A 24,842-nucleotide genomic window follows, 5' to 3' on the forward strand; every position below is an offset into this window, starting at 1 on the left:
GTATTCCTTCATCGAAGGTTCACCAGGGAATGGAGTGGTGGACCTCGAATGATCGATTTTTTCCATTGGGAGGAAAACATGCGTTCCACGATAAGCACATTCTGCTCACATGCGCGCCGTGCTGCCAGACACAACATGGTCGGCGTCTTGCTACTGGCGACAACCGTTACAATGTCGACCTCCGCGATCGCCGCAGACATGAACTGGCGGCAGTTCGAAGGCACTACGATCACCTGGGCATACGACATTCACCCTTACGCCGATGCACTGAGTGCCGAACTTCCGGAATTTGAAAAGCTCACCGGAATCAAGGTTACGCCCGAACTCTATCCGGACGACTCCTACTGGAATAAGCTAACCATCCAGCTCACCACGAAGTCTCCCGCATGGGACGTTGTGGGGACCGGCATTCAGCCTGCTTGGGATCTCGCGCCAAGCGGTGCCCTCGAGCCCTTGGGTAAGTATCTCAACGATCCGGCGCTCACCGACGCGTCTTACGACTACAACGACTTCTTCCCGGCGCTGCGTTCGGCCCTGACCTGGAAGATGGAGGACGGCCAGATCGCGGCAGGCGGCGACGGTGAGGTATGGGCGATCCCGCACGCCTTCGAGAACATTCAGTTATTCTACCGCAAGGACATCCTGGAAAAGCATGGCATTCAGGTGCCGACGACACCTACGGAAATGGGTGCGGCATGCGAGAAACTGAAGGCCGCCGACCCGCAGATCACTCCGCTTGGGGTCCGTGGCGTTCGCTTCTGGGCCAGCATTCACACCGCCGTGGCTTCCATCGCGAAATCATACGGTGTCCAGGACTGGGTGATGAAGGACGGGAAGTTGGATACCGGTCTCGACTCCCCTGAATCGATCGCGTTCCACAAAGACTACGTGGACATGATCAAGAAGTGCGCTGCGCCATCCTTCGCCAACGATAACTGGTACCAGGTCGTCGACGGGATCTCCTCGGGTCGCACGGCAATGGCCATCGACTCCAATATGTTCGGCTTCTGGAACGACGTGAAGGGCCAACCGGCATCTGGTAAGATCGCGTTTGCACCGCCGCTCCGCGCACCAGATGCAAAGGGGCCCAGCTCGAACATCTGGATCTGGTCGCTGGCGATGAACTCGGCATCGGAGAAGAAGGGGGCGGCATGGCTCTTCATCCAGTGGGCGACTTCGAAGAAGGTTGCACTGGCGGGCGCTGTCGCAGGCAAGCTCGTCAATCCCCCTCGTGCCTCGACATGGGGCGACGAGACCTGGCTGAACTACGCATCGCAGCCTGAATTCAACAACTTCGTCGAAAGCTTCAAGGCCACCCAGGAACATGCGGCACTTGCTTTCACACCCCGCGTTGGATTTGGCGAAGCGATGAATGCCTGGGCCGTCGCGATGCAGAAAATGGTCAACGGCGACGACGTCGAAGCCACTCTCCACGCGCTGGCCGAAGAAATTCGAGCAGGCCTCTGAGAATGGCCGGGGTGATGGCTGAGCCGTCACCCCGTCTCCAGGACGATTGGAGTTTATCATGACGACCCAAGTTTCAAAGGTGGTGGCGTTGCGCGCCGCGCCTTCGCTACAGGCTTCTGAGGCGACCAAGGGCGAGCACACAGAACGTCAGGTTGACTGGGTGAGCCTGCTCGTAATCGCTCCCGCTATTCTTATCCTGCTAGGCTTCCTCGCTCTGTTCTTCTACGGAGTCTATCAGTCGCTCACCGATCTTCGCCTTGGACGACCAGTCGTTCGCTTCGTCGGGTTCGCGAATTACGTTGCGCTGATGAAGACGAGCGAATTCTGGAACAGCGTCAGAGTAACCGTTGTCTACGCAGTTTCAGCTGTATTCATAGAGGCTCTTCTAGGGCTGATGATAGCGAAGCTCTTCGCATCCGGAGTGACGTTGGCCCGCTGGCTGCGCCCTCTGATACTCCTTCCGCTGGTTCTGCCGCCAATGAGCGTCGCGCTCATGTGGACGACGATGATGAATCCGCAGAGCGGGATCCTCAACTACCTGTTCTCCCTGGTCGGGATCGGGCCATTCTCCTGGATTTCCAGCCCTGCAACCTCGCTAATATCCGTCATCCTCATAGATGTGTGGACCTACACACCCTTCTTCGCGCTCATTATCTTCGCCGGGCTTCAGGGGATCACGGACGATCTGCGAGAGGCCGCACGTATCAATGGCGCGAAGGCGTGGGCGACTTTCGTGAACATCGAGCTTCCACTCGTCGCGCCGTACATCCTGATCGCAGCCCTGTTCCGCCTGATTGAGTCGTTCAACCAGTTCGACATCATCTTCGGGACCACGCAGGGAGGTCCGGGCAACTCAACCTCTGCACTTTCTGTTCAGGCATACATCACCGCCTTCCAAAATCTCACGTTCGGACGAGGCGCGGCGATGATGGTCGTCAACTGGCTGATCGTGCTGATCGGAGCGATGCTGACCGTCAAGCTGTGGCAGGCTGTCCGCCGCCGCGTGAACTGAGGGAGGAACTCATGGATTTCACACGCACCCCGCTTACATCTTTCGTGCTGAATCTCCTGGTCGCAATCTGCGCCTTGGTCCTCGCCTTCCCGTTGGTCTGGATCGTGATGATGGCTTTGAAAGATCAGAACGAGGTCATGGCCTGGCCTCCGACCTTCATTTTCACACCCACGCTGGAGAACTTTCGCGTTCTTTTCGACGTAGCGCAGGCTGGGGCCACAAGCTACGGGACGATCAAGGTCGACTTTCTCACCCCGATCATCAACAGCATCATAGTGGCGCTGGGTTCGGTGATTGTCTCGCTCGTCGTCGGCGTTCCTGCTGGATATGTACTCGCCCGACGGGACGTGCCGTTCAAGGAGGATGTCGCGTTCTTCATCCTTGGTTTCCGGTTTGCGCCCGTTCTCCTTGTCGTCATTCCGCTCTTCAATCTGTTCCAGTCGATCGGCCTGTATGACACCTACATCGGGATGATCTGGGTCTATCAAGTCGTAACGCTTCCGATGATCGTCTGGCTGAGTCGTTCCTATGTCGAAGACATCCCTAAGGACATCGAGGAGGCCGCAGCAATCGATGGTGCGAAGCCCTTCCGCATCGTGCTGCACATCGTCCTTCCCCTCCTGAAGACCGGGCTGATCGGCGCGTCGCTCCTGGTGTTCCTACTCGCGTGGCACAACTTCGCACTCGGTCTGATGCTCAGCTCCACGAAGGCTCCGGTGACGGTGGCGCTGCTCAAGCTCCTCAATCCCGGCGTGCAGTTCTATCCGGTCATGGCGGCGGGTCTTGTCGTGACCATGATCGTGCCTGTCATCCTGATCGTCGTCGGACAGCGCCACCTCGAACGTGGTCTCACCTTCGGAGCCGTCAAATGAGCACGAGACCTCTCATATTCTTCGGCACCACCAACCTGGACCTCTGCTTCAACGTTGAGCGGCTTCCGACACCGGGGGAGAGCCTGATCGGGTCTCTCTCCAGGAACCCCGGCGGGAAGGGTGCGAACCAGGCGGTTGCGGCGGCTCGGTTGGGTGTTACCCCGCGGTTGTTCAGCAGGCTCGGTGACGATGACGCAGGAGTGGAGCTTCTACGGTCACTCGTTTCTGCGGGTGTCGATACCCAAGCCGTGCAGATCGCGGTCGGTGAGGTCTCTGGCTCCGCCCTGGTGATGGTTGGCGACGACGGCGGGAACATGATCGTCATCGATCCGGGCGCCAACGCCCGGGTGACACCGGAGATCATCGAAGCAGGTTGCGATCATATCGAAGAAGACGCGATCGTCGTCGCCGAGATGGGGTTGCCGACTGATGCGCTCGAGCGACTGTTCGATCTCAAGGGCGAGCGGAACTTCACGCTGATATTCAATCCTGCGCCTGTACGTCACGGGCTGACGAGGGACGCTTGGTCGAAGGTGGACTTCGTCACTCCGAACGAGTCAGAGGCATTCGAACTGACGGGCATCGAGATCGTGTCGATGGAGGCGGCGCGGCAAGCTGCGGATGCCTTGCTGTCGCTTGGCCCGAAGGCGGCTCTCATCACCCTCGGTGAACGAGGAGCATTCTTCTCCGACGGAAACCAGACGTTCGTCGTTCCCGCCTTTCCCGTAGTCGTGGTCGATACGACTGCAGCAGGAGATGCCTTCAACGGTGGGTTTGCTGCAGCGCTCGCTACAGGCTCCTCGATCCGCGATGCCGTACGACAGGCGATGGCGGTAGCCGCGCTTTGCGTGACCCGACGAGGGGCTCAGCAGGCCATGCCCTCGGCTGTCGAGGTGGATCAGTTTCTCAATCACAAAACACTTCTGGAGATATGATGACAAACTCTCTTTTTGAAATGTCCGGCAAGACGGTCTTGGTGACTGGTGCGGGTGGCGGGATCGGTGCCGCAATCACCGGAGCATTTCTCGAAAGCGGCGCTACCGTCGTTGCTACGGATGCCAACAAGGATGCCTTGGAACGGACGCTCGCCACGATCGAGGGTGGAGATCGCGTACTGGCATTGTCGATGGATGTGACCAGCGAAGCAGACATCGGCCGGGTGATGGACACCGTGGCTGAGCGCTTCGGCCGGATCGATGTTCTCGTGAACAACGCAGGCATCAAGTCCGGAGAAAAGCTCCTGTCCGGTGACACTAGCAAGATTGAAAAGACCATGGAGATCAACTCCGGTGCGGTGCTGCTTTGCTCCAAGCTCGTGGTCAATCGGTTCATGAAGGATGGCGGCGGCCGCATCGTAAACATCGGGTCATCGCTTTCCTCGCAGGGTGCCGTGTTCAACTATCAGGCAGGCGGTGCCGACTATTGCTATTCCAAGGCTGTGGTTCACGACCTGACAAAGCTACTCGCATACGAGTGCGCACCTCTTGGCATCAATGTGAATGGTGTGGCGCCTGGAATCATCGATACGCCAATGCACGGACGCCCCCGCGAGGAAACGGAAGCACGCCACGCCGGGCGGATCCCTCTCGCCCGTGTTGGAACGCCCGAGGACGTGGCAGGCTTGGCCGTGTTTCTAGCCACGCCCGCGGCAACCTACATCACTGGACAGATCGTACACGTTAACGGCGGGATGTTGATGAATGGGTAAGCTGGACAATCCATGGCCCGTGATCCGGGGCGTAGTGTCGGACCTCGATGGCGTTGTCTATCGAGGCAAGACCCCTATTGATGATGCTGTAAAGGCATTTCAGGCGTGGCAAGCGGAAGGGATCCCATTCTGCTTCGTGACCAACAACTCGACGCATACGGCTGAGGACGTTGTTTCCAAGCTGGTCTCATTCGGAATCGATGTGACTCTCGACAATGTCGTCACCTCTGCGGTCACGGCTGCCCAGCTCATCAGGCAGCGCTTTCCCGAAGGGACGCGCGTGTTTGTCATCGGGGCTCCGTCCTTGAAGCAGGCGATCGCCGCGGCCAATCTGGAAATCACGGAACATGAACCTTCCGTCGTGGTGATGGGTCTGGACCGGGAGATCACACACGAGAAGATGAGGATCGCTGTTGATGCAATCCTGAAGGGGGCGCTGCTTATCGGAACGAACCCCGATCTGCTTCTTCCGACCCCTACTGGCTTCGAGCCGGGTGCCGGCGCAATCCTGACTGCAGTGGCGACTGCCGCGCGCGTCAAGCCGATCATCGTCGGAAAACCGGAAGTCCACATGATCGAAGCTGCGCTGAAGCGGATAGGTACCGATCGTTCGTCCACCTTGATGATCGGGGATCAGATCCCAACCGACATCCAGGCTGGAAAGAAGGCTGGCCTCTGCTCGGTCCTCGTCACGACGGGTGTCCCGCCCGTCGAGGATGCGACGCTTCTGCCGCCCGACTTCACTATCGCAACGCTCAGGGAAATACCGGGAGTGCGCTGAGGAGGCGCATCACTGGATCTGTAGGAGGAACACATGGCCGACGTTCAACTTGATGGTATTCGAAAGGCATACGGAAGTCTCGAAATCCTTCGTGACATAGATCTTGAGATCGAGCACGGAGAGTTCGTCGTTTTCGTCGGGCCATCGGGCTCTGGAAAATCGACACTGCTCAGGATGATAGGCGGTCTTGAGCAGATTTCCGGCGGTACGCTGAAAATTGACAGCAAGGTTGTCAACCGCGTTGATGCGGCCGACAGGAACCTCGGGATGGTTTTCCAGAGCTACGCGCTCTATCCGCATTTGAGCGTGCGTGACAATCTGGCGTTCCCTCTGCGCATGGCAAAGGCGCGAAAGGAAGAAATCGCGGTCAAGGTCGGCAACGCCGCAAAGTTGCTTCAGATCGAGCACCTGCTTGACCGGAAGCCGAAGGAGCTTTCAGGTGGACAAAGGCAGCGCGTGGCCATTGGACGGGCAATTGTTCGGGAGCCGAAAGTGTTCCTGTTCGACGAACCGTTGTCGAACCTGGATACCGAGTTGCGTGTACAGATGCGGGTGCAGATTGCAAAGCTGCACCGTCAGCTCGGAAACACGATGATCTACGTCACCCACGACCAGGTGGAAGCGATGACGATGGCGGACAAGATCGTGGTGCTGAAGGACGGTCGCATCGAACAGGTTGGAAGCCCCCATGATCTGTACCACAAGCCAGCGACTCAGTTCGTTGCTGGCTTCATCGGGTCGCCCCGGATGAATTTCCTTCTTTGCAAGGTCAAGTCAAGGAACGAAAGCCAGGTGGAGATCGGAGTGGGTTCAAACGGTCGCTGGCTTCCGGTCGACGGGAAAGAGGTAGGGCCGGGAGCGACCGTAACGCTCGGGATCCGACCTGACGACTTCATTGCACCATCGGGCAATCCTGGCGAACTGCTTGTCGACATCGAAGTCGATTTTGTCGAGCATCTGGGCAGCGCCACCTATCTCTATGGGACGGCTCTCGGAGAGAACGTCGTGGCGCGTTCCCCTGACGATCATTTCCATGTGGGCAGGCAAGGGCCGATCTCGCTGGCCGTCGCCGCCTCGGATTGTCACGTGTTCGGACGTGATGGCAAGGCACTGCCGCGTTTCCAGGCACCGAAAAGCTGGAGTTGAATGTTCGGGCTGAATGGTCGATCCTGCTGCCGCTGAAAATGAGGATCGATCACCATTTCCGAGCTTAGACAGTTTCTGAGCGATTCGAGATCATTCATGCTTGGGGCCGCCATTGGCTCCGGCATGACGGCGCGCGCTGCCGAAAGGGCGGGAGCGGATTTCGTTCTGGCATTGAACGCCGGCCGTTTTCGAGCAATGGGTGGATCCTCTCCGGCATCGATCCTTCCGATACGCGACAGCAACGCCTTTGTCGAAGGGTTTAGTCGTTCGGAGATCCTACGCAGTACGCGGCTCCCGGTGTTCTTCGGCGCGTGCACATTCAATCCGACGTTGGACATCGATCTCTTCCTCGACCGATTGAAGCGGTGGGGTTTCGCTGGTGTGACGAATTTCCCATCTGTCATCCACCTCGATGACCCACGCCGGGCGATTCTCGAGGAAAGCAAGCTTGGATATCAGAGAGAGGTCGATCTCCTTGTCAAAGCCAGACAGCGTGGAATGATGACCATAGCCTACACGCGTACGCAGAGCGAAGCGCGTCGTATGGTCGAAGCAGGCGTTGAGGCCATTGCCATGAACTTCAACCTAAACGCTGCAGAGACGGCACAGTCTGCATCCTCGATAGGCCTGCCAGAGCTAGCGGCAAGGACGAGAGACATTGCCCGAACCGTTCATGGAGTAGACAGAAATGTCGTCTGTCTGCTCGCGGGCGGTCCGATCACCAAGCCTGAGGAACTCATGGATGTCTGCAGGGAAACTGGGACGCAGGGCTTCATAGGGGGCTCATCTCTCGATCGTGTGCCTTTGGAGACCTCGGTCCTGGAAATGACCTCGGGGTTCAAGACAATCCACGTCTTGCGCGAGAAGGTCGATCTTCTCGAACGCCGGCTCCAGCTCAATGGTTACAGGCACGGAGTGATTGCCCAGTCTGCGACGATGAACAAGTCGCTCGACGCTGCAAAACGCCTGGCAACGGGAGCAAATCCCGTACTGGTGTCGGGAGAAGCGGGGGCCGGGAAGCGGCGTGTCGCATCGCTTGTCCATTCCCTGTCTGGCCGGAAACATCGAAAGCCCGTGGTATTTCCTTGCCGTCCGTCTCCGGGAAGCCAGAATGCGATCGCGCTGTTTGGTCTGGATGCCGACAAGGATACCCGCCGCCGAATTTCCGTGCTCGAAACTGCTTCAGAGACCTCGCTCGTCATCCTTCACGTGAACGAACTCTCAGTCGAGGAACAGGAAAAACTCGCCGATTTCATCGAGTCGGGTTCGTACACCGCACACAACGGCGCGACGACGAACCGTTCCGATGCGAAGATAATCGCCACGTGCACGATACCAGCCGGGAGGCGTTCGTCGGAAGGTCTTCTGACCTCTCGCCTGCGCGACGCTTTTGCTGGCCTCGAAGTGGTACTGCCTCCGCTTCGGGATCGTCTGGAGGACCTGCCGGCCTTGATCCATCATTTCACAGTGGAAACGAGGGGTGATGCGTCTGCAGGCGTTCTTGCCATCGAGAACTCTGCATTTCTTGCACTCGCAAGTCATTCCTGGCCCGGAAACATCAGGGAGCTGCGGCATGTTGTCGAACAGTTGGCCATCCTGCCTCCGGATGTCGCGATCGCTGCAGATCGGATCAGTGCAGTGCTTGGAGTGAGCCCGCCGCCCGCAGAACCCACAAATCTATCCGAGCGGGAGTGGATCATTGATGCACTCCGGCGGAACAAGCTGCACCGCGGGAAAACAGCCCGAGCGCTGGGTCTGTCACGCAAGACACTTTACAACAAAATCAGAAAGCTTCGCATTCTCGACTAATGGCTTCGATGGCTATCTGAGCGAAAGGATCGGCGGTGCTCCTCGACGATCGGCATTGATCTCGGGGTCACATTCTAAGAGCAGGCTTTCACTGATGGGCAGATGCAGCGACGAGACTGGCACGCTGACTATTGCATCCAGGAGTCCTGATAGACGCAACTCGATGGTGCTGATCTCCTCCGTCCGCGATGCTGCGTACACGAGCCCTAAACCGATCTCATGAAACCACTTCATCCTGTCGATCTCGATCGTGTTGCCCTCCTGGGGTGACGACTGTCCTTGCTTAACCTCGACAAGAGAGGCGGGAGGGAAGTTCACAACCCCGGCAAAGCCCTGATCTATCAGCAGATCACCGAGGTCCTCCCACAGCGGAAATGGATCGATCATCATCACAGCGGCATAGCAGTTGGGCCTTGCTGGGCTAACTGTGGTCCTCAGTGCATTCATCAGCTCTGCGTTCCAGTCGAGCACAGGTAGCGTTGCCAACACTAGCGGTGAGCCTTCTGGGAGGACTCGAATCCCCGGGGCGAAGATAACGCCTTGGCTCGCAGGGCAGTCGTGCGCGGCCCCTATGGAAAGCTCTGTGTTATCGACAATCGCCCACATACCCAATTTTACCCATCTCTCATGTCGCGCTTGGTTCTGCCAATAGCAGCGAGGGACTATTCGTACTCAAAATTGCCCAGGAATCGAGCAGACTCAAGGGAGGGTCACATGTCAATCTCACCAAATCGGACAGCGCGATCTTTGATTGGCGCACGGGCGCTGGCCTTATGAGCGTATCTGTGTCGAAGGCGGACGCGATCGCCATCGTAGCGACCATGGATACGAAAAGCGCAGAAGTCGATTTCGTTTCCAATATCATCCGGCAATGCGGAAGGGATGTTGTCCGGATCGATGTCGGTACTTCCTCCTCATTTCCTGACCGATCGAACGATCCGGCAAGCCTGCTCAAGTCGATTGCGCAGCGCGCACGCGTATCGATAGGGGAGATGCAGGCTGATGGCAGCATAACTGCTGTGATCGGTATTGCCGGCGGTAAAGGGAGCGGCCTCTTCGGCGAGGTGGTTGCAGATCTGCCTTACGGCTTCCCCAAGCTGCTTGTATCGAGTGCGAGGCCAGCGCTTCTCGCGGAACTCGCCAAAACAAGCGACATTCTCCTTTACCCGACCTTGGTGGATCTGTTCGGCGTGAACGGCTTCACTTCACGGATACTCACAAATGCTGCTCACGCTATCGCATCGCTGCGGTACGCGCCGCAAAAGGACGCGCGGCGCTCGATAGTCGCAATTTCCGCCTTCGGCGTAACCACTCCAGCCGTGGACCGATGCGTTCGCTTGCTCGCAGATCGCAATATCGAAGCCGTCGTGTTTCCAGCGAATGGATCAGGGGGCCGCAAGATGGAGGTTCTTATCGAAGACGGAGAATTCGACGCCGTGCTCGATCTGACGACCACAGAACTGGCGGACGAACTGCTCGGCGGAACAGCCAGTGCAGGCGATAGAAGACTGACTGCGGCGGGCTTGATGGGAATTCCTCAGCTCATTGCTCCAGGCGCCGTAGACATGGTCAACTTCGGGGTGCCGACGAGTGTTCCGGAGCGGTATGCGCATCGGTCATTCTATTCCCACACCCCCTACACGACCCTGATGCGCACGACCCCTGAGGAAACGCGCGAGATTGGGCGGCGCACAGGATTGAAGCTCCGGAGTGCCTCAGGGCCAGTGTGCGTGATGTGGCCCGAGAAAGGTGTCTCCGACTACGATCGCGAGAACGGGGTGTTTCACGATCCTGCTGCAAACGAGGCCTGGCTTTCGGGTGTCGAGGACACTCTTCCAGAGACGGCCAAGTGCATCAAAATCCCATTCCACATCAACGATCCTGAATTCGCCGATGCTGCCGTCGCGTGGATCCTTGAGAAAATCAAAAGCGAGGTTGTAGCCGATGAAAATGTTTGAACGTTCGGAAATCCTTTCGGCTGTGGCTGAGCAGACCGCAAGCGGAAATGCCATTCTGGCCGCAGGAAGTAGTTGCGGCCTGGTCGCCAAGTGCGCGGTGCTGGGTGGAGCGGACATGCTGGTCGTCTACAGCACCGGCCTTTCGCGTCTTATGGGCCTGCCAACGAGCCGGATTGGAGATTCGAACGCACGGACCATCGAAATGGCGGACGAGATCCGGAACGTCGTCTCGACCGTCCCAGTGATCGGCGGCGTCGAGGCATGGGATCCTGTCAGACTTGACCTTGATCGCCTGCTCGACAGGTTCTGGGCCGCTGGATACTCCGGTGTGATCAACTACCCCACCATCTCGACGATGGGTGATAAATGGCGCGATCGAAGAGGCCGCGTTGGTCTGGGTTTCGACCGGGAGGTCGAGATGATCAGGTTGGCGCGACAGAAGAATATTTTCTCGATGGCCTACGTAGCCTCGGCTGAAGATGCGGCTGCGATGGCAGAAGCGGGAGCGGACTGCATTGTTCCTCACGTAGGGGCAACCCGCGGGGGCTTGGTCGGTCACGAGGAAGGCCAGGCGGTCCAGGAAGCAGTCGTGAAGATCAACAAGATCAACGATGCCGCCAGAGCCGTACGATCCGACATCATTCTTCTTGCCCATGGCGGCGCTGTCGCGGAACCCGAAGACACGGTAGAAGTGTATCGGCAGACGAAGTGTGTTGGCTTCGTAGGAGCTTCCTCGATCGAAAGGATACCGATCGAGCGGGCAGTGCAGGCAGTTGCCAAGGCGTTCAAAGCCGTCCCGGTCCCCCGTTCCTGATCCTCGATCCATTATCTATTCAGCGAGACTGATATGACCCTAGCATCCGCTTCTATCGGCACCAGGCCTGCCGATTCCAGCCAATGGGACGAAATCTATGATGTCGTCGCCGTTGGCAGCGGAGCAGCAGGCCTATCTGCTGCTCTGTTCGCCTCGCAATCCGGACTTAAAGTCCTCATATGCGAGAAGTCTCCCAAGCTGGGCGGAACGACGGCCCTCTCTAACGGAATGATCTGGGTGCCTTGCTCTCCGCAGGCCATCGCAGCAAAAGTTGCCGACAGCATCGAGAATGCGAGGACCTATCTTAGGAACGAACTGGGTAACTACTACCGGGAGGATTTTGTTGAGGCGTACCTGACTGACGGACCGGCGGCCTTGAGCCAGATAGCTGACGGGACTGACGTCAAGTTCACGCTGGCCTCTGCACCGGACTATCATTCCAGCCAGATCGGCGGTGTGGAGTCCGGTCGAGCCCTTAGCCCTGCACCATACGACGGCCGTCTTCTCGGGAAGGATTTCGATCTCGTCGGTGATCCCATTCGTGTTGTCTTGGGGGGTATGATGATCTCCTCCGGCGAAGTGACGAAGTTCTTGAATCCATTGAAGTCGGTCGATTCGATGCGGCATGTCCTGAAGCGCGTGGGACGTTACGCTCGCGACAGAATGTCGTATCGTCGCGGAACCGAGTTCAGTGGCGGAAACGCCCTGATTGCGCGTTTCATAGCCAGCCTTAGGAAGCGTCAGGTCGCGATCTGGACCGAAGCCCCGCTTGTCCGCCTTGTTATCGAGGATCAAAAGGTGGTGGGCGCAATTATCCGCCGCAACGGTCGAGATTTGCGTGTCAGGGCTGATAGAGGCGTGGTTCTCGCGACAGGGGGCTTTCCCCGCGACGCAGGCCTCCGGGCATCACTAAGTGGACCGCACCAGCATGATGATACGCTTGCTCACCCGGACTCTACGGGGGATGGCATCAAGCTCGCCCAGCAAGCAGGTGGCGCCATAGACAATGATGTGGCGAGTGCAGGGTTCTGGACCCCGGTTTCACTCCTGCGTGACAAGAAAGGTGGCCAGCAGACAGTACCGTATGGGTGGCTGGATCGCGGCCGCCCGGGAGTGATCGCCGTCGGGCCCGATGCGCGGCGCTTCGTTAACGAGTCCAATTCTTATCACGATATCTGCCTTGCGATGTTCAAGAACGGATACCCGAAGGACAAGCGCTTTTTTTTCATCTGCGACTCCGAGTTTCTTAAAAAGCGCGGAATGGGACACATGTTGCCGTGGCCGTGGACCATGGGAACAAGGGCATATGAGCGGGTCGACTACATCAAGGTGGGTGCGACAATCGCCGACCTTGCTAGGAAGATAGGGATCGATGCCAAGGATCTTGAGAAGACCGTCGAAGAGCACAATACGCATGCGCGGTCTGGCAAGGATCCTTACTTCCAGCGCGGAGAGTCTGCTTTCAACCGCATGCTGGGCGACCCTTCAGTTGGAACGGTGAACCCAAACCTCGGATCGATCACTGCCGGTCCGTTCATCGCTCTGCCGATCGTGCCGGCTACCCTGGGGACCGCGACGGGACTATCAACTGACACGTGGGGGCACGTGCTCGATCAAGACGGAAAGCAGATTCAAGGACTGTACGCTTGCGGCAATGACGCAACTTCGCTCATGCGTGGCCTTTATCCAGGTGCCGGGATCACGATCGGACCAGGTATCGTTTTCGCATACCGAGCCGCAAAAGCTCTTGCTGGTCGCAATTCGTGAGGAATTCAGATGCTGACAATAAACAGATTAAGTCTCGCCGACGCTCACATCCTGATCGGCGGTGCTCGTGCAAAGGCTGAAGAAATCGGCGTTCCCATGTGTATTGCGATCACCGACGAGTCCGGGCAACTGATAGCATTCGAGCGAATGGACGGTGGCAAGATAACAAGTACAATCATCGCCCAAGACAAAGCCTACACCGCTGCCGGGGCGAAGAGATCAACGGAAAGCTATGGTACAGCCAGTCAACCGGGACAGCCTGCCTATGGTATCAACTCGACAATTGGCGGTCGATTGACGGTAGTTGCTGGTGGCATTCCGGTGATTGTCGAGGGCGAGGTTGTGGGCGGCATTGGCGTCAGTTCCGGTACACCAGCGCAGGATCACGCCTGTGCTCTCGCAGGAATCGACCGTTTTCTAGTCGAAGTTTGATTCCTCAAAGCTTGATCGCAAGAGTCACATCAATCTCCCAAGCAGGTGTGACATGCCCTGCAACGTCGTTGCAGGGCATCCAATTTATCTACAGTGTAGCGTGAAAATCGGTGACCTCTTCGTAGAGGTACCGAATATTGCGTAAGTCAACGTCTTGATTGTTTGGGTCGCGCCCGTAGAGTTGAGGCGGCTGTTGCTCAGGCCCTCGAGCGATCGGCCAATCCCGATGGCAAGCAACTGGTCCAAAGGGATATTCGGGGTGAATCAAACCACTGAACGACAGGAATGACCGTTCGTATCCATTCAAGAGCTTAAGAAACGAGATTTCTTGAATGACGATATGGGTGGAAAATCTAATGAGCGGCGGTCTCCAACTGGCCAGCTTCATGTCGATGTGTAGTGGTCGGTCGACACCGATCCTATCGCGACAGGCGACCTTCGTCGTCGATTAGCGTCAGCCGGCAAGGCGCGGCATCGCTCCACGTCCAAAGGACTAGATTGGCATCGTCTCGGGCCGCGCCGGGTGCAAAGCTCCTCACGATCAATCCATGATAGCCGGCAGCGGCAAGCCGACCTGCGAAGGCTTGCGTCTTCGCCTCTCCGGTAGTTTTCATCTGATCGCGCCAAGTGGGATCCGCCAAATCCGCATTGTCCATGCCTTCAGCGCGCAGAGCGATATCGTCGCGCGTATCGAATATGCGTTCGAAGACCGCATCATAGGAGACGAGCGTCGTCGGTTGCAGGGAGCCGGCCTGATTGGCTTCGCGCAAAGCCGTGACGATTGACAACGACGTATAGAGTGCCGGCGTCCCCTTTCGGTTGAACCGACCTCCATAGAGTTCGGCGCCGCGTCCCGACATCGGCTCGCGTGCATAGATCGGGTTGAGCGCCCGGTAGAGTGTTCCTCGAAACTTCATCGGCGCGGTCAGGCGTGAACGCCGGCATCGACGGCGTCGATATAGTCGAGAACCTCGTCAGCTCGGCCATCGCGTACGAGCTGCATCGCCGTGAAGCCTGAGAAGCCGGGCAACGGTTCGGAGCGATACCAGGCATAGGCCATCAGGGCGGAGCCAAACCGAGGCTCGACCTTGTTGACGATCTCGGTCATCTCCCGAAGGCGCCGCTGCGTCTTGTCCGAGCGAATGCGGTCCTGCCGCTGGATCGCGTCCTTCCCGAGCCCTGCGGTCCGAGCGATCTCTTCGCTCGTGGTGCGCAGGGCACTGGCGATCTTGCGTGGCGAGAAAAGTCCGCCATCGGCATATTGGGCGAGACCCATCTCAAAACCTCCGTTCGACCTGCCAACCATTATGACGCAATATAGCGTCAGGATTCGCGGAATTCAATGAGGAGCGGAGGGGAAGAGGAGATAAGAATCGGAGAAAGATGCCGCTCGCAGATCGGGCGAACTGCTGACACAAGCTCTCAACCGCGCCTCGTACTCCCGGCTGTCGTCCTGCGCAGCGCTGTGAGCCCTGCTGGGCGGGCCAGGCAGGAGAGGCTCGGCCGCACTTGCACCAACCCGCTCGCTCGGCGTCGACGGTCTCAATAAGAGTAGGAGTTTGCATTGACGTTAAGCTTCAGACCGCGAACCGTCGGTTCGGTTCCTTTCAAGAGCTTATCAGTCACGTATGTTCATGACCTCTCGGACGCAGTCGTGCCTATTCCGCGGCGGCAAGGGGACCGAAGGAAACGTGGGTCGTATAGTTCTCGCGCAGGAAGGCGATGAAATTGTCCTGGAACTGCCGCGTATGGGCATGGGCCAGTTCGTCGGCCAGGTCGACGTTCTTGGCCCTGATTGCTTCCAGCATCAGTTCGTGTTCGTCGGTGAGCAGATAGCCGTCACCGCCGCGCTCCAGATATTCGAAATGCAGGTGCAGCATGCGCTGGCCCTGGTTGAGCAGCCGCTCATAGAACGAGGCTAGATAAGTGTTCTTGCCGGCATAGGCGATGGCCATGTGGAACTGCTTGTTGGCCTCCGACATCTTCAGATGCACGCCAGTTTTCACCGCCGCTTCAAACTCCTTCTGGCGCTTGGCGATGATCTTCAGGTCTGCTTCCGTCCGCAGTGTCGCGGCGAGGCGCGTGTTCATGCGCTGGGCGACGTCGAGCGCCTCGACATATTTCGGAAAGCTCGCCACCTCGATGGGAGCAACGATGGTGCTGCGGTTGGACAGCGTCACCACCAGCTCTTCACCTGCCAGCCGGATCAGGGCCTCACGGATCGGCGAGCGCGACATGGCGAAGCGTTCGGCCAGCGTCGTCTCGTCGAGGAGCTGCCCAGGCGGCAGGGTCAGTGCCAGAATTTCGTTGCGCAGCGTGTCGTACACGCTTTTCGAGCCCATGCCGCGCACGCGTTTCGATTCAATTTCCTCAGACACTTACGTCCCTTTCCGCATGTCGCGGCCATTGGGCCAGAAAATCAGGCGCACAGCAATCGTAAAATTTCCGCTTGACTTTGTCGACACTGAGACGACATAATTTCTCCAGTCGACACGGAGCCGACAGAAAAAGACGACAAGAACGGCCGAAGCCGACGGGTGGAACCGCGCGTTGAACGCGCTCAAAATGGGGAATGCACATGCTTTCGAATGTGATGACGTCCGCTCTGCGGGCGACGGCCGCGCTCGCCCTGGTGGCAGGGCTTTCGACCCCTGCCATGGCCCAGGCGGCCGAAGGCTACTGGCAGGGTGTTCAGAAGAGCGGCACGCTGCGTTGCGGCGCAGCCGTCGCCCCGCCCTATGTGATGCGCGATCCGGCGAGCGGCGAATATTCTGGCTTCTACGCCGATCTTTGCCGGGAGTTCGCCGAGGCGCTTCAGGTGAAGCCCGAATTCGTCGATACGACTTGGGACAACATCGTGGCGGGCCTTCAGGCCGGCAAATGGGACGTCTCGCTGGCGCTGAACCGCACGCCGGCCCGCGCCATGGCGGTGCAGTTCTCCATCCCGGCGATGGAGTACCAAATCTCGCTCGCCTATAACAAGGACAACCCGAAGATCCCGGCCGGCGCCACATCGGTGGCCGATATCGACAAAGCTGACGTCACGCTTGCCGTCATGTCGGGCACGGCGCAGGACAAGGCGATCTCGGCGGCCGTCAAAACCGCAACGATCCTGCGTCTTCCGACCAATGACGAGACGCGCCTTGCCGTCGTCTCGCGCCGGGCGGATATCTTGGTCGATGCTTCCGACACGAACCAGCTCTTCACCCAGTCGAACCCCGATTGGGCCGTGGCGCTGAACCCAAAGCCGGCCCTTGCCAAGCAGGGCGTTTCCTTCGGCCTGCCGCACCAGCTTTCCGCCGCCGATGTCGAGGTGGTGAATATCTTCCTTGAGGAGCGGGTCGCGACCGGCCATGTCGAGGAGCTCATCCACAAGGCGGTTGACGAGGTTCTCACGGCCGGCCAGTGAACCATCCGGGGCCGCCTTGCCGCGGCCCCGCCTGCCTGTTCCAAGGAGGAGAGTTTTGACGATGTCGGACAGCACCGCGCCACTGGTTAAGATCGAAGGACTGCACAAGAGCTATGGCGGTGTCGTTAAGGTGCTGCAGGGCCTCGATATCGAGATGAAGGCGGGTGACCGCGTCGTCGTCATCGGCCCTTCCGGCGGCGGCAAGTCCACGCTCCTGCGCGTGCTGATGGGACTGGAGCAGATCGACGGCGGCTCCGTCGCCTTCGGTGGCAAGCCCTATATTTCCGCCAATGGCAATGGCAGGACAGTGATCGACACGAAGGTCAGGCGCTCGATCGGCATGGTCTTCCAGCATTATACGCTGTTCCCGCATCTGACCGTGATCGGAAACCTGATCCTTGCGCCGATGAAGGTGAGGAGCGAGAAGAAGGCGGAAGCCGAGGCGAGGGCCATGGCGCTTCTCACGCGTTTCGGTCTGGCGCAGAAGGCGAATTCCTATCCGGCCCAGCTCTCCGGCGGGCAGAAGCAGCGCGTCGCCATCGCTCGTGCTCTCATGCTCGATCCCAAGCTGATGCTTTTCGACGAGGTCACCTCGGCGCTCGATCCGGAACTGGTAGCCGAAGTCGAGCAGGTGATCATGCAGCTCGCCCAGCAGCAGATGCCGATGGTCATCGTGACCCATGACATGTGGTTCGCCAGAAATATCGCCTCCCGCGTGATCTTCTGCGCCGGCGGCGTCGTCGTCGAGGACGGCCCGCCCGAACAGGTGCTCGGCACGCCGAAGGAGGAACGCACGCGCGAATTCATCGAGCGGGTGTTCCATATCAGGCATTGAGGGGCGGGCCATGAACTACAGTTTCGACTTCGCATCCGTTTTCCGCAATCTGGGACCTCTCTGGGACGGTCTCCTCGTCACGATCCAGCTGACCATCGCGGCCAATGCCATCGGCCTGACGCTCGGTTTCGCACTGGCGCTGCTGGTCATGAGCCGCTGGTCGGTAGTGCGGTTGCCGGTCATGCTGTTCGTCGAATTCTTCCGCTGCACGCCGGCAATCATCCAGATCGTCTGGTTCTTCTATTGCGTGCCCATGCTGTTCAATGTGTTTCTCGGCTCGGTTACGATGGGTATCCTGGCGCTTGGCCTCAATCTCGCGGCCTTCAACGCCGAGGCCTATCGCGCCTCGATCCAGGCGGTGCCGCGCGAGCAGCTCGATGCGGGCGTGGCACTCGGCCTGACGCCGCTCCAGCGCATTCTCTACATCGTGCTGCCGGCCGCCGTGCGCAATTCCATTCCCGTTCTGCTGACCAACGGCATCGGCACCTTCCAGCAGAGCGCGCTGGTCGCCATCGTCGCCGTGCAGGATCTCATGTACCAGGGCAAAACCCTCGCTACACAGACCTATCGTCCCATCGAGACCTTCACCATCGTGGCGCTCGTCTACTTCGCCGTGTCGTTCCCGGTCTCCCAGATCGTCGGCTATCTCGAACGTCGCCGCGAAGCGCTGGCAAGCTGAGGAGAAGGCTATGAACCTGAACTTCGCCATCGTGCTCAAATATCAGGACGCGCTTCTGCTCGGCCTCTGGATGACGTTGAAGCTGACCCTGATCTGCATTGTGTTCGGCTGTGTCCTCGGTTTCCTGTTGGCGCTTGCCCGCACCTCGAAAAGCAAGGTGCTCAGGAGCCTGGCGAGCGTCTATGTGGAGTTCTTCCGCGGCACGCCCGTACTCGTGCAGCTCTTCTGGATCTTCTTCTGCCTGCCGCTGGTGCTCGGCGCCGAGCTTTCCAACATGGCCTCGGGCGTGATCGCGCTGACGCTCTATATGGGGGCGATCAGCAGCGAGACATTCCGCGCGTCACTGAAATCGGTCGGCCGCGAGCAGATGGATGCCTGCGTGGCTTTGGGGCTTTCTGCCTGGACGCGCACGACGAGTGTCGTTCTGCCGCAAGCCGTGCTGCGCGCCGCCCCGACGCTTCTGTCCAACTGCGTTAGCCTGTTCAAGGAGAGCGCGCTGGTCTCTGCGGTCGGCATGGCGGACCTGATGTTCGTCGGCCAGAACATTTCCAACAACACGGCCCGCCCCATCGAGGTGCTGACCGTCGTCGCTCTCATCTACTTCGTCATCGCCTTCCCGCTGACGCGCGCCGTCACGGTCGTCGAACAACGCATCCTCAAGCGGCTGGCTGCCTGAAGCGCCGGCATCCGAACCCTCGAAATGGAGACTCCCATGAAACTGTCAGGCGTCATGCCCGCCCTCGTCACCCCCTTCGACACGCAAGGCCGGGTCGATTTCAAGGCTTTCGAAAAGCTGCTCGCTCATCTGCGTGAAGCCGGGGTGACCGGCTGGGTGCCGAACGGCTCGACGGGCGAATATTTCAGCCAGTCGACCGAGGAGCGCCGCGACGTGCTCAAGTTCGTCAAGGATTTCGCCAGGCCGGGTGAAACCCTGATCGCCGGCACGAACGCACCCGCTACGCGGGAGGTCATCGAACAGACCGCGATGGCAAAGGAAATCGGCTACGACACGGTGCTGCTCGCACCGCCCTTTTACACCCGCCCCACTCAGGCCGAACTCATCAAGCACTACGAAACCGTGCTCGCCGCGGTCGACGTCGATCTCGTGCTGTACAGCTATCCCGCCAAGGATGGGTCGGACATCAGCTTCGAACTGATGGATCACTTCGCCGACAATCCGCGTGTCATCGGCATCAAGGAAAGCTCGGGCGTGCTGCAGCGCGCGATCGACATCGCCAGCCGTTACGAGGGCCGGATCCAACTGGTTTCGGGTTCGGACGACATTGCGCTCGATTTCATGTTCTGGGGCGCGGAAAGCTGGATCTGTGGCCCGTCGAACTGCATGGCCAAGGCATGCTGCGATCTCGACCGCGCCTACAAGTCCGGCGATCTTGGCAAGACCCGCGAGATGATGAAGATCCTCTACCGGGCGATGAATATCCTCGAATCCGGAAAATTCGTCCAGAAGATCAAATATGGCTGCGAATTGCAGGGCCTGCCGATGGGCGAATGCCGCGCGCCGCTCGGTCCCTTGACGGACGAGGAAAAGGCCGAATTCCGCGCCGCCATGCAGCCGATCCTCAACTGGTAAGCTGACAGGGGCCGGGCGCAATGGTCGCCCGGCTGTTTCCTGACACCTAATGGGAGAGACGAGCATGACCACCGTCGTTGTCGGCGCGGGCATCATCGGCACGGCCATCGCATACGAACTGCAGAAGCGCGGCCGGCAGGTCATCCTCCTCGACAAGGGCGAGGTCGGGCGCGGTGCATCCTATGGCAACATGGCCTCTATTGCCGTGACCGAGTTCATGCCCGCCTCACGGCCGTCGATCTGGAAACAGATTCCCGGCTGGATGCTGGATCCTGAGGGACCGGTGTGCGTGCGGCCGACCTATATGCCGAAACTCCTGCCGTGGTTCGCCCGCTTTGTCGCGGCGTCGCGGCCCGGAAAGCTGCGCCAACTCGAGGCGCAGGGTGCCGCTCTCTGCAAGCGCGTCTATGACGACCTGCTGCCGTTGTTGCGGGAAACGGGTCTGGAAGGCGAGCTGACGGAGGAGGGCTGCCTTTCGCTCTACAGCAACGAGGCGGAGTTCCGCGCCGACCGCGAGCATATCGAAATCCTCGAGCGCTTCGGCTTTCCGTATCAACGACTGACGGGCGTGCAGGCGCAAGAGCTGGAGCCGGAACTGTCTGAAAGCATCGGCATTGCCGTGCTGTTTCCGCAGAACCGGAGCCTGCGTGACCCGTTCCGGCTAGTGAGCAGCCTTGCGCAACGCTTCACCGCGCTCGGCGGTGAAATCCGGCGCGGGACGGTCGCGGGCTTCGACCGGTCCGGCCGCATCACCGCCGTCCGGCTTGCGGAAGGCGACCGCGTCGCAGCCGAGGAGGTGGTGATCTGCGCCGGCGCTTATAGCTGCTTGCTGTCGAAAATGCTGGGAGAACCGATGCCGCTCGAGACCGAGCGCGGCTATCATACGCAGATCATGTCCCCGGGCATTTCCATGCGTCATTCGATCATCTGGCCGGCGCGGGCTTTCATGGTCACGCCGACGGCCGGCGGCATCCGCGTCGGCGGAACTGTGGAGATGGCGGGCCTTGACGCCGCGCCGGATTATCGCCGTTCGAAGATTACCGTGCGGCGGACGCAGACGGCGCTGCCCAACCTGCGCTGCGAGGATTTCTCCGAGTGGATGGGCCACCGCCCGGCCTTGCCGGATACGGTGCCGGTCATGTCGGCCTCAGCGAGGGTACCGGGCGTCTTCTACGCCACCGGCCATGGCCATCTCGGCGTCACCTATGCCGCGACGACTGCACGCCTGATGGGAGACCTGATGACCGGCGTGGTGCCGCCCATCGACATGCGCCCTTATCGTATAGACCGCTTCTGAAGCACAGCGAGGATACCATGCAGAACAAGCTCTTCATCGATGGCCAGTGGGTCGCTCCATCCGACGGAACCATGCTTCCCGTGATCGATCCGGCAACCGAGGAGGTCTTCCACCACATCGCCGCCGCCGGTCTCGTGGAGGCGGAACTGGCTGTGAGGGCCGCCCGCGAGGCCTTCGATTACGGCCCATGGCCGCGCCTTACCGGTAAGGAGCGGGCAAAATATCTCCGCGCCATGGCTGAGGGTATCCGCGACCGACTGCCGGACCTCGCGCGCATGGAAACCCGCGACAATGGCAAGCCGCTGCCCGAATCCGAATGGGACCTTTCGGATGCTGCCGGCTGCTTCGATTTCTATGCTGACCTCGCCGAGGAGCTGGACGGCGAGGTGGAGGAGGTGAAACTGGCGGATGCGCGCTTCGTCTCGAAGGCCGTGCGCGAGCCGCTCGGCGTGACCGTCGCCATCGTGCCCTGGAACTATCCGCTGCTCATGGCCTCGTGGAAGATCGCTCCGGCGCTTGCCGCCGGTTGCACGATGATCCTCAAGCCGGCGGAAACCACCTCGCTGACCGCATTGGAACTCGGCGTGATCGCTGAGGCTGCCGGCCTTCCGAGGGGCGTGCTGAATATCCTTTCCGGCAAGGGTTCCGTTGTTGGTCAGGCACTGGTCGAACATCCGCAGGTCGACAAGGTCGCCTTCACCGGCTCCGGCCCGGTCGGTTCGCGCATCATGGCCACGGGCGCGAAGGACATCAAGCGCATCAGTTTGGAACTCGGCGGCAAGTCGCCCTTCGTCGTCTTCGCCGACAGCGATATCGAAAAGGCGGTCGAATGGATCATGTTCGGCATCTTCTGGAACCAGGGCCAGGTTTGCTCGGCCACCTCGCGGGTTCTGGTCGAGGCTCCGCTCTATCCGCGATTGCTTGAACGGTTGGTCGAAGAAGCGAAGAAGATCAGGGTCGGCAATGGACTCGACGCGGGTACTTTGCTTGGTCCGCTCGTCAACAAGGGTCAGTACGAGGATGTGCTTCGCCATATCGATCGGGCGGTCGAGCAGGGCGCAACCATTGCCTGCGGCGGCCGACACGACGGTTTCGACAGGGGCTTCTGGGTCGCCCCCACCATCCTCACCGACATGGCGCTAGACAGTGACGCCTGGGTGGAGGAAATCTTCGGCCCGGTCGTCTGCATCCGCCCCTTCGAAACGGAGGAAGAAGCGATCCGTCTCGCCAACGACAGCCGCTTCGGTCTCGCCGCCGCCGTCATGTCGGCGGACGACGAACGCTGCGAACGCGTCGCCGCCGCCTTCCGCGCCGGCATCGTCTGGATCAACTGCTCGCAACCGACCTTCACCGAGGCGCCGTGGGGCGGCTACAAGCAGTCCGGCATCGGCCGCGAACTCGGCCGATGGGGCCTCGACAATTACCTGGAGACCAAACAGATCACCCGCCTCGTCAGCGAGGAGCCGTGGGGGTGGTATCTGAAATGATCTTCGACAAGGCGCTCGATATCCTCCTCGTCCATTGCCAGGGCGAGAGCGGCAATGTCCTCATCGGTGGCGCGCCTGAAATCCCGGGCGCGACCATCCTCGACAAGATGAACCATCTGAACGACGTGGACCCGTCGCTCCGCCTGTTCCTGACGCGCGAGCCGCGTGCGCAGGTCGTCCACACGACGAACCTCCTCCTGCCGCCGACGCGGCCGGATGCCGATGCGGCCTTCGTCGTACTCCAGCCGGACCGCGCCCATCCGATGTCGGGCTCTAACTGCATCTGTGTCGTGACGACGCTTCTGGAAAGCGGCCGTGTTGCCAAGGTCGAGCCGGAAACGGTGGTGCGGCTGGATACGGCGGCCGGGCTGATCGTCGCCCGCGCACGCTGTGAGGGCGGACGCTGCCTCTCGGTCAGCCTCGACAACGTTCCGGCCTTCGTCCATGCGCTCGACGTCATGATCGACACACCGAAATGGGGCAAGATTACCGGCGACATCGCCTTCGGCGGCGTCTTCTACGCCCAGATCGACGTGGACCGCGTGGGGCTGCGCATCGTGCCGGAGCACGCCCGCGCACTCGCCGAGGCCGGAACCGAGATCAAGGCTTTGCTGGCGGGGCAGGTCGCGGTGGAACACCCGGAAATCCCTGGCCTCGACGAGATTGCCTATGTGATGTTCCGCGACTACCAGCCCGATGGCTCGGTCGTTACCTGCACCACGCTGAAGCCGGGGCGGGTGGATCGCTCGCCCTGCGGCACGGGCTCCTCGGCCAATCTCGCTATCCTCCATGCGCGAGGGCAGGCGAGGACCGGTGATCTCCGCGTCTCCCGAAGCATCATCGGCGGAGAATTCACGGCGGAAATCCTCGGCGAGACGACGGTTGGAGGCCGTCCCGCCGTGCTGCCACGCATCACCGGCCGGGGCTATGTCTTTGGCCGCCAGCAATTGCGGCTCGATCCGCTTGATCCGTTCACGCAGGGCTTCGCCATGTCGGACACCTGGGGGCCGCAGGTGGGGGAATTATGAAACTGTCGGGACAATCTATTCTTGTGACGGGCGCTACAGGTGCCATCGGGCAAGCGATCTGCCGGGCGTTGGTGGCGGATGGCGCCAATGTCGTCGTCCACTACGGCCGCAATCGCGATGCCGCCGAGGCGCTTGTGAAAACGCTCGATGGGCGGGGCTGGTGCGTACCGTCCGATCTTTCGGACCCGGCCGGGCCGCAAACCCTGTGGGACGGTGCGCTTGCCGCCGCCGGCCGGCTGACGGGCCTCGTCAACAATGCCGGCATCCGCTCTGAGGTCTCGGTCGATGCGCCGATGGAAGAATGGCAGCAGGTCTGGGCGCGGGAGATGCGGGTCAACTTCCTGTCGGCCGTCGACCTGTCGAAGCTTGCCATCCAGCATTTTCGCGCCCATGGCGGAGGGCGGATGGTCAATATGGCAAGCCGCGCCGGTCAGCGCGGTTACACCTCCAGTGCCATGGCCTATGGTGCCTCGAAAGCCGCCCTGATCAACCTCACCAAATCCATCGCGCGAAGCCATGGGCACGAGGGTGTGACCGCCGTCGCGCTCGCGCCCGGCTGGGTGCGCACTGAAATGGCCGAGGCCTATATTGGCGAGCATGGCGAGGCGGCGGCTCTGGCTGGCATCCCCATCGCCCGGATGGCCGACCCGCAGGAAATCGGCGAGATCACCGCCTTTGCCTTCCGTCCCTCGCAAGCGTCGCTGAACGGCGCGGTGCTGGATGTGAACGGCGGTAGCTACATGAGGTAAT

The 24,842-nt window shown here is 60.0% G+C and carries 25 protein-coding genes; 21 read left to right on the plus strand and 4 right to left on the minus strand.

The window, feature by feature from the left end; genetic code table 11:
- Positions 1 to 48 precede the first annotated feature (48 nt).
- The 8 genes from DSD28_RS02165 to DSD28_RS02200 are packed head-to-tail and all read left to right on the plus strand — an operon-like array spanning position 49 to position 8,795.
- Entirely contained in the window at positions 49 to 1,467 is a 1,419-nt protein-coding gene (locus DSD28_RS02165; protein ID WP_245424705.1) for an ABC transporter substrate-binding protein, read from the plus strand.
- Between the two features lie 58 nt (positions 1,468 to 1,525).
- Positions 1,526 to 2,479, plus strand: coding sequence for a carbohydrate ABC transporter permease (locus tag DSD28_RS02170; RefSeq protein WP_119254699.1), 954 nt, complete (start codon positions 1,526 to 1,528; stop codon positions 2,477 to 2,479).
- A gap of 11 nt (positions 2,480 to 2,490) precedes the next feature.
- Positions 2,491 to 3,351: a carbohydrate ABC transporter permease gene (locus tag DSD28_RS02175; protein ID WP_119254700.1), complete on the plus strand. Its 861-nt coding sequence runs from the start codon at positions 2,491 to 2,493 to the stop codon at positions 3,349 to 3,351.
- A complete protein-coding gene (locus DSD28_RS02180) occupies positions 3,348 to 4,286 on the plus strand; it encodes a ribokinase (protein ID WP_119254701.1) in 939 nt (312 codons plus the stop codon). Before DSD28_RS02175 ends, DSD28_RS02180 begins: the two co-directional genes overlap by 4 nt.
- Entirely contained in the window at positions 4,286 to 5,059 is a 774-nt protein-coding gene (locus DSD28_RS02185; protein ID WP_104680096.1) for an SDR family NAD(P)-dependent oxidoreductase, read from the plus strand. Before DSD28_RS02180 ends, DSD28_RS02185 begins: the two co-directional genes overlap by 1 nt.
- Positions 5,052 to 5,840, plus strand: coding sequence for an HAD-IIA family hydrolase (locus DSD28_RS02190; RefSeq protein ID WP_119254702.1), 789 nt, complete (start codon positions 5,052 to 5,054; stop codon positions 5,838 to 5,840). Before DSD28_RS02185 ends, DSD28_RS02190 begins: the two co-directional genes overlap by 8 nt.
- A gap of 33 nt (positions 5,841 to 5,873) precedes the next feature.
- Positions 5,874 to 6,986 (plus strand): ABC transporter ATP-binding protein, encoded by a 1,113-nt coding sequence (locus tag DSD28_RS02195; protein ID WP_119254703.1) that lies wholly within the window; start codon positions 5,874 to 5,876, stop codon positions 6,984 to 6,986.
- 54 nt (positions 6,987 to 7,040) lie between these two features.
- The gene (locus DSD28_RS02200; protein ID WP_281048092.1) at positions 7,041 to 8,795 is read left to right on the plus strand and encodes a phosphoenolpyruvate hydrolase family protein; all 1,755 of its coding nucleotides are present in this window, start codon (positions 7,041 to 7,043) and stop codon (positions 8,793 to 8,795) included.
- A gap of 12 nt (positions 8,796 to 8,807) precedes the next feature.
- On the opposite strand, the gene DSD28_RS02205 is transcribed toward DSD28_RS02200, so the two are convergent.
- Positions 8,808 to 9,242, minus strand: a complete 435-nt coding sequence (locus tag DSD28_RS02205) for a hypothetical protein (RefSeq protein ID WP_162911188.1) — start codon at positions 9,240 to 9,242, stop codon at positions 8,808 to 8,810.
- A gap of 326 nt (positions 9,243 to 9,568) precedes the next feature.
- Between DSD28_RS02205 and DSD28_RS02210 the strand changes: the two genes are divergently transcribed.
- Genes DSD28_RS02210 through DSD28_RS02225 form a run of 4 tightly spaced genes read left to right on the plus strand, consistent with a single transcriptional unit; the run spans position 9,569 to position 13,766 of the window.
- Positions 9,569 to 10,753 carry a Tm-1-like ATP-binding domain-containing protein gene (locus tag DSD28_RS02210; protein WP_119254706.1) on the plus strand — a complete coding sequence of 395 codons (1,185 nt, stop codon included), beginning with the start codon at positions 9,569 to 9,571 and terminating at the stop codon, positions 10,751 to 10,753.
- A complete protein-coding gene (locus tag DSD28_RS02215; protein WP_119254707.1) occupies positions 10,740 to 11,567 on the plus strand; it encodes a phosphoenolpyruvate hydrolase family protein in 828 nt (275 codons plus the stop codon). The genes DSD28_RS02210 and DSD28_RS02215 overlap by 14 nt, the downstream gene beginning before the upstream one ends.
- A gap of 33 nt (positions 11,568 to 11,600) precedes the next feature.
- Positions 11,601 to 13,334, plus strand: coding sequence for an FAD-dependent oxidoreductase (locus tag DSD28_RS02220; RefSeq protein WP_119254708.1), 1,734 nt, complete (start codon positions 11,601 to 11,603; stop codon positions 13,332 to 13,334).
- A 9-nt stretch (positions 13,335 to 13,343) separates the two neighbouring features.
- Positions 13,344 to 13,766, plus strand: a complete 423-nt coding sequence (locus DSD28_RS02225) for a GlcG/HbpS family heme-binding protein (RefSeq protein WP_119254709.1) — start codon at positions 13,344 to 13,346, stop codon at positions 13,764 to 13,766.
- 419 nt (positions 13,767 to 14,185) lie between these two features.
- Here the strand turns inward: DSD28_RS02225 and DSD28_RS02230 are convergent, their stop codons facing one another.
- The 3 genes from DSD28_RS02230 to DSD28_RS02240 form a co-directional block, all read right to left on the minus strand.
- Complete coding sequence (locus DSD28_RS02230) at positions 14,186 to 14,683, minus strand: RES family NAD+ phosphorylase (RefSeq protein WP_119254710.1); 498 nt, start codon at positions 14,681 to 14,683, stop codon at positions 14,186 to 14,188.
- An 8-nt stretch (positions 14,684 to 14,691) separates the two neighbouring features.
- On the minus strand, positions 14,692 to 15,042 hold the full coding sequence (locus DSD28_RS02235) for an antitoxin Xre/MbcA/ParS toxin-binding domain-containing protein (RefSeq protein WP_119254711.1): 351 nt from the start codon (positions 15,040 to 15,042) through the stop codon (positions 14,692 to 14,694).
- A 382-nt stretch (positions 15,043 to 15,424) separates the two neighbouring features.
- The gene (locus tag DSD28_RS02240; RefSeq protein ID WP_119254712.1) at positions 15,425 to 16,144 is read right to left on the minus strand and encodes a GntR family transcriptional regulator; all 720 of its coding nucleotides are present in this window, start codon (positions 16,142 to 16,144) and stop codon (positions 15,425 to 15,427) included.
- A gap of 200 nt (positions 16,145 to 16,344) precedes the next feature.
- Between DSD28_RS02240 and DSD28_RS02245 the strand changes: the two genes are divergently transcribed.
- From DSD28_RS02245 to DSD28_RS02285, 9 genes are all read left to right on the plus strand, one after another.
- Positions 16,345 to 17,175: a substrate-binding periplasmic protein gene (locus tag DSD28_RS02245; protein ID WP_119254965.1), complete on the plus strand. Its 831-nt coding sequence runs from the start codon at positions 16,345 to 16,347 to the stop codon at positions 17,173 to 17,175.
- 61 nt (positions 17,176 to 17,236) lie between these two features.
- Positions 17,237 to 18,010 (plus strand): amino acid ABC transporter ATP-binding protein, encoded by a 774-nt coding sequence (locus tag DSD28_RS02250; protein ID WP_162911189.1) that lies wholly within the window; start codon positions 17,237 to 17,239, stop codon positions 18,008 to 18,010.
- A gap of 10 nt (positions 18,011 to 18,020) precedes the next feature.
- Positions 18,021 to 18,689: an amino acid ABC transporter permease gene (locus tag DSD28_RS02255; protein ID WP_119254714.1), complete on the plus strand. Its 669-nt coding sequence runs from the start codon at positions 18,021 to 18,023 to the stop codon at positions 18,687 to 18,689.
- Between the two features lie 10 nt (positions 18,690 to 18,699).
- Positions 18,700 to 19,365 carry an amino acid ABC transporter permease gene (locus DSD28_RS02260; RefSeq protein ID WP_119254715.1) on the plus strand — a complete coding sequence of 222 codons (666 nt, stop codon included), beginning with the start codon at positions 18,700 to 18,702 and terminating at the stop codon, positions 19,363 to 19,365.
- A 36-nt stretch (positions 19,366 to 19,401) separates the two neighbouring features.
- The gene (gene dapA / locus DSD28_RS02265; protein WP_119254716.1) at positions 19,402 to 20,280 is read left to right on the plus strand and encodes a 4-hydroxy-tetrahydrodipicolinate synthase; all 879 of its coding nucleotides are present in this window, start codon (positions 19,402 to 19,404) and stop codon (positions 20,278 to 20,280) included.
- Between the two features lie 64 nt (positions 20,281 to 20,344).
- Positions 20,345 to 21,577: an NAD(P)/FAD-dependent oxidoreductase gene (locus DSD28_RS02270; RefSeq protein WP_119254717.1), complete on the plus strand. Its 1,233-nt coding sequence runs from the start codon at positions 20,345 to 20,347 to the stop codon at positions 21,575 to 21,577.
- A gap of 17 nt (positions 21,578 to 21,594) precedes the next feature.
- Positions 21,595 to 23,064 carry an aldehyde dehydrogenase family protein gene (locus DSD28_RS02275; protein WP_119254718.1) on the plus strand — a complete coding sequence of 490 codons (1,470 nt, stop codon included), beginning with the start codon at positions 21,595 to 21,597 and terminating at the stop codon, positions 23,062 to 23,064.
- Positions 23,061 to 24,092 (plus strand): proline racemase family protein, encoded by a 1,032-nt coding sequence (locus DSD28_RS02280; RefSeq protein WP_119254719.1) that lies wholly within the window; start codon positions 23,061 to 23,063, stop codon positions 24,090 to 24,092. The genes DSD28_RS02275 and DSD28_RS02280 overlap by 4 nt, the downstream gene beginning before the upstream one ends.
- On the plus strand, positions 24,089 to 24,841 hold the full coding sequence (locus DSD28_RS02285; protein WP_119254720.1) for an SDR family NAD(P)-dependent oxidoreductase: 753 nt from the start codon (positions 24,089 to 24,091) through the stop codon (positions 24,839 to 24,841). Before DSD28_RS02280 ends, DSD28_RS02285 begins: the two co-directional genes overlap by 4 nt.
- Position 24,842: the final 1 nt, after the last annotated feature.

The sequence above is a fragment of the Shinella zoogloeoides genome (assembly GCF_003574625.1).
Classification (GTDB): Bacteria; Pseudomonadota; Alphaproteobacteria; order Rhizobiales; family Rhizobiaceae; genus Shinella; species Shinella zoogloeoides_A.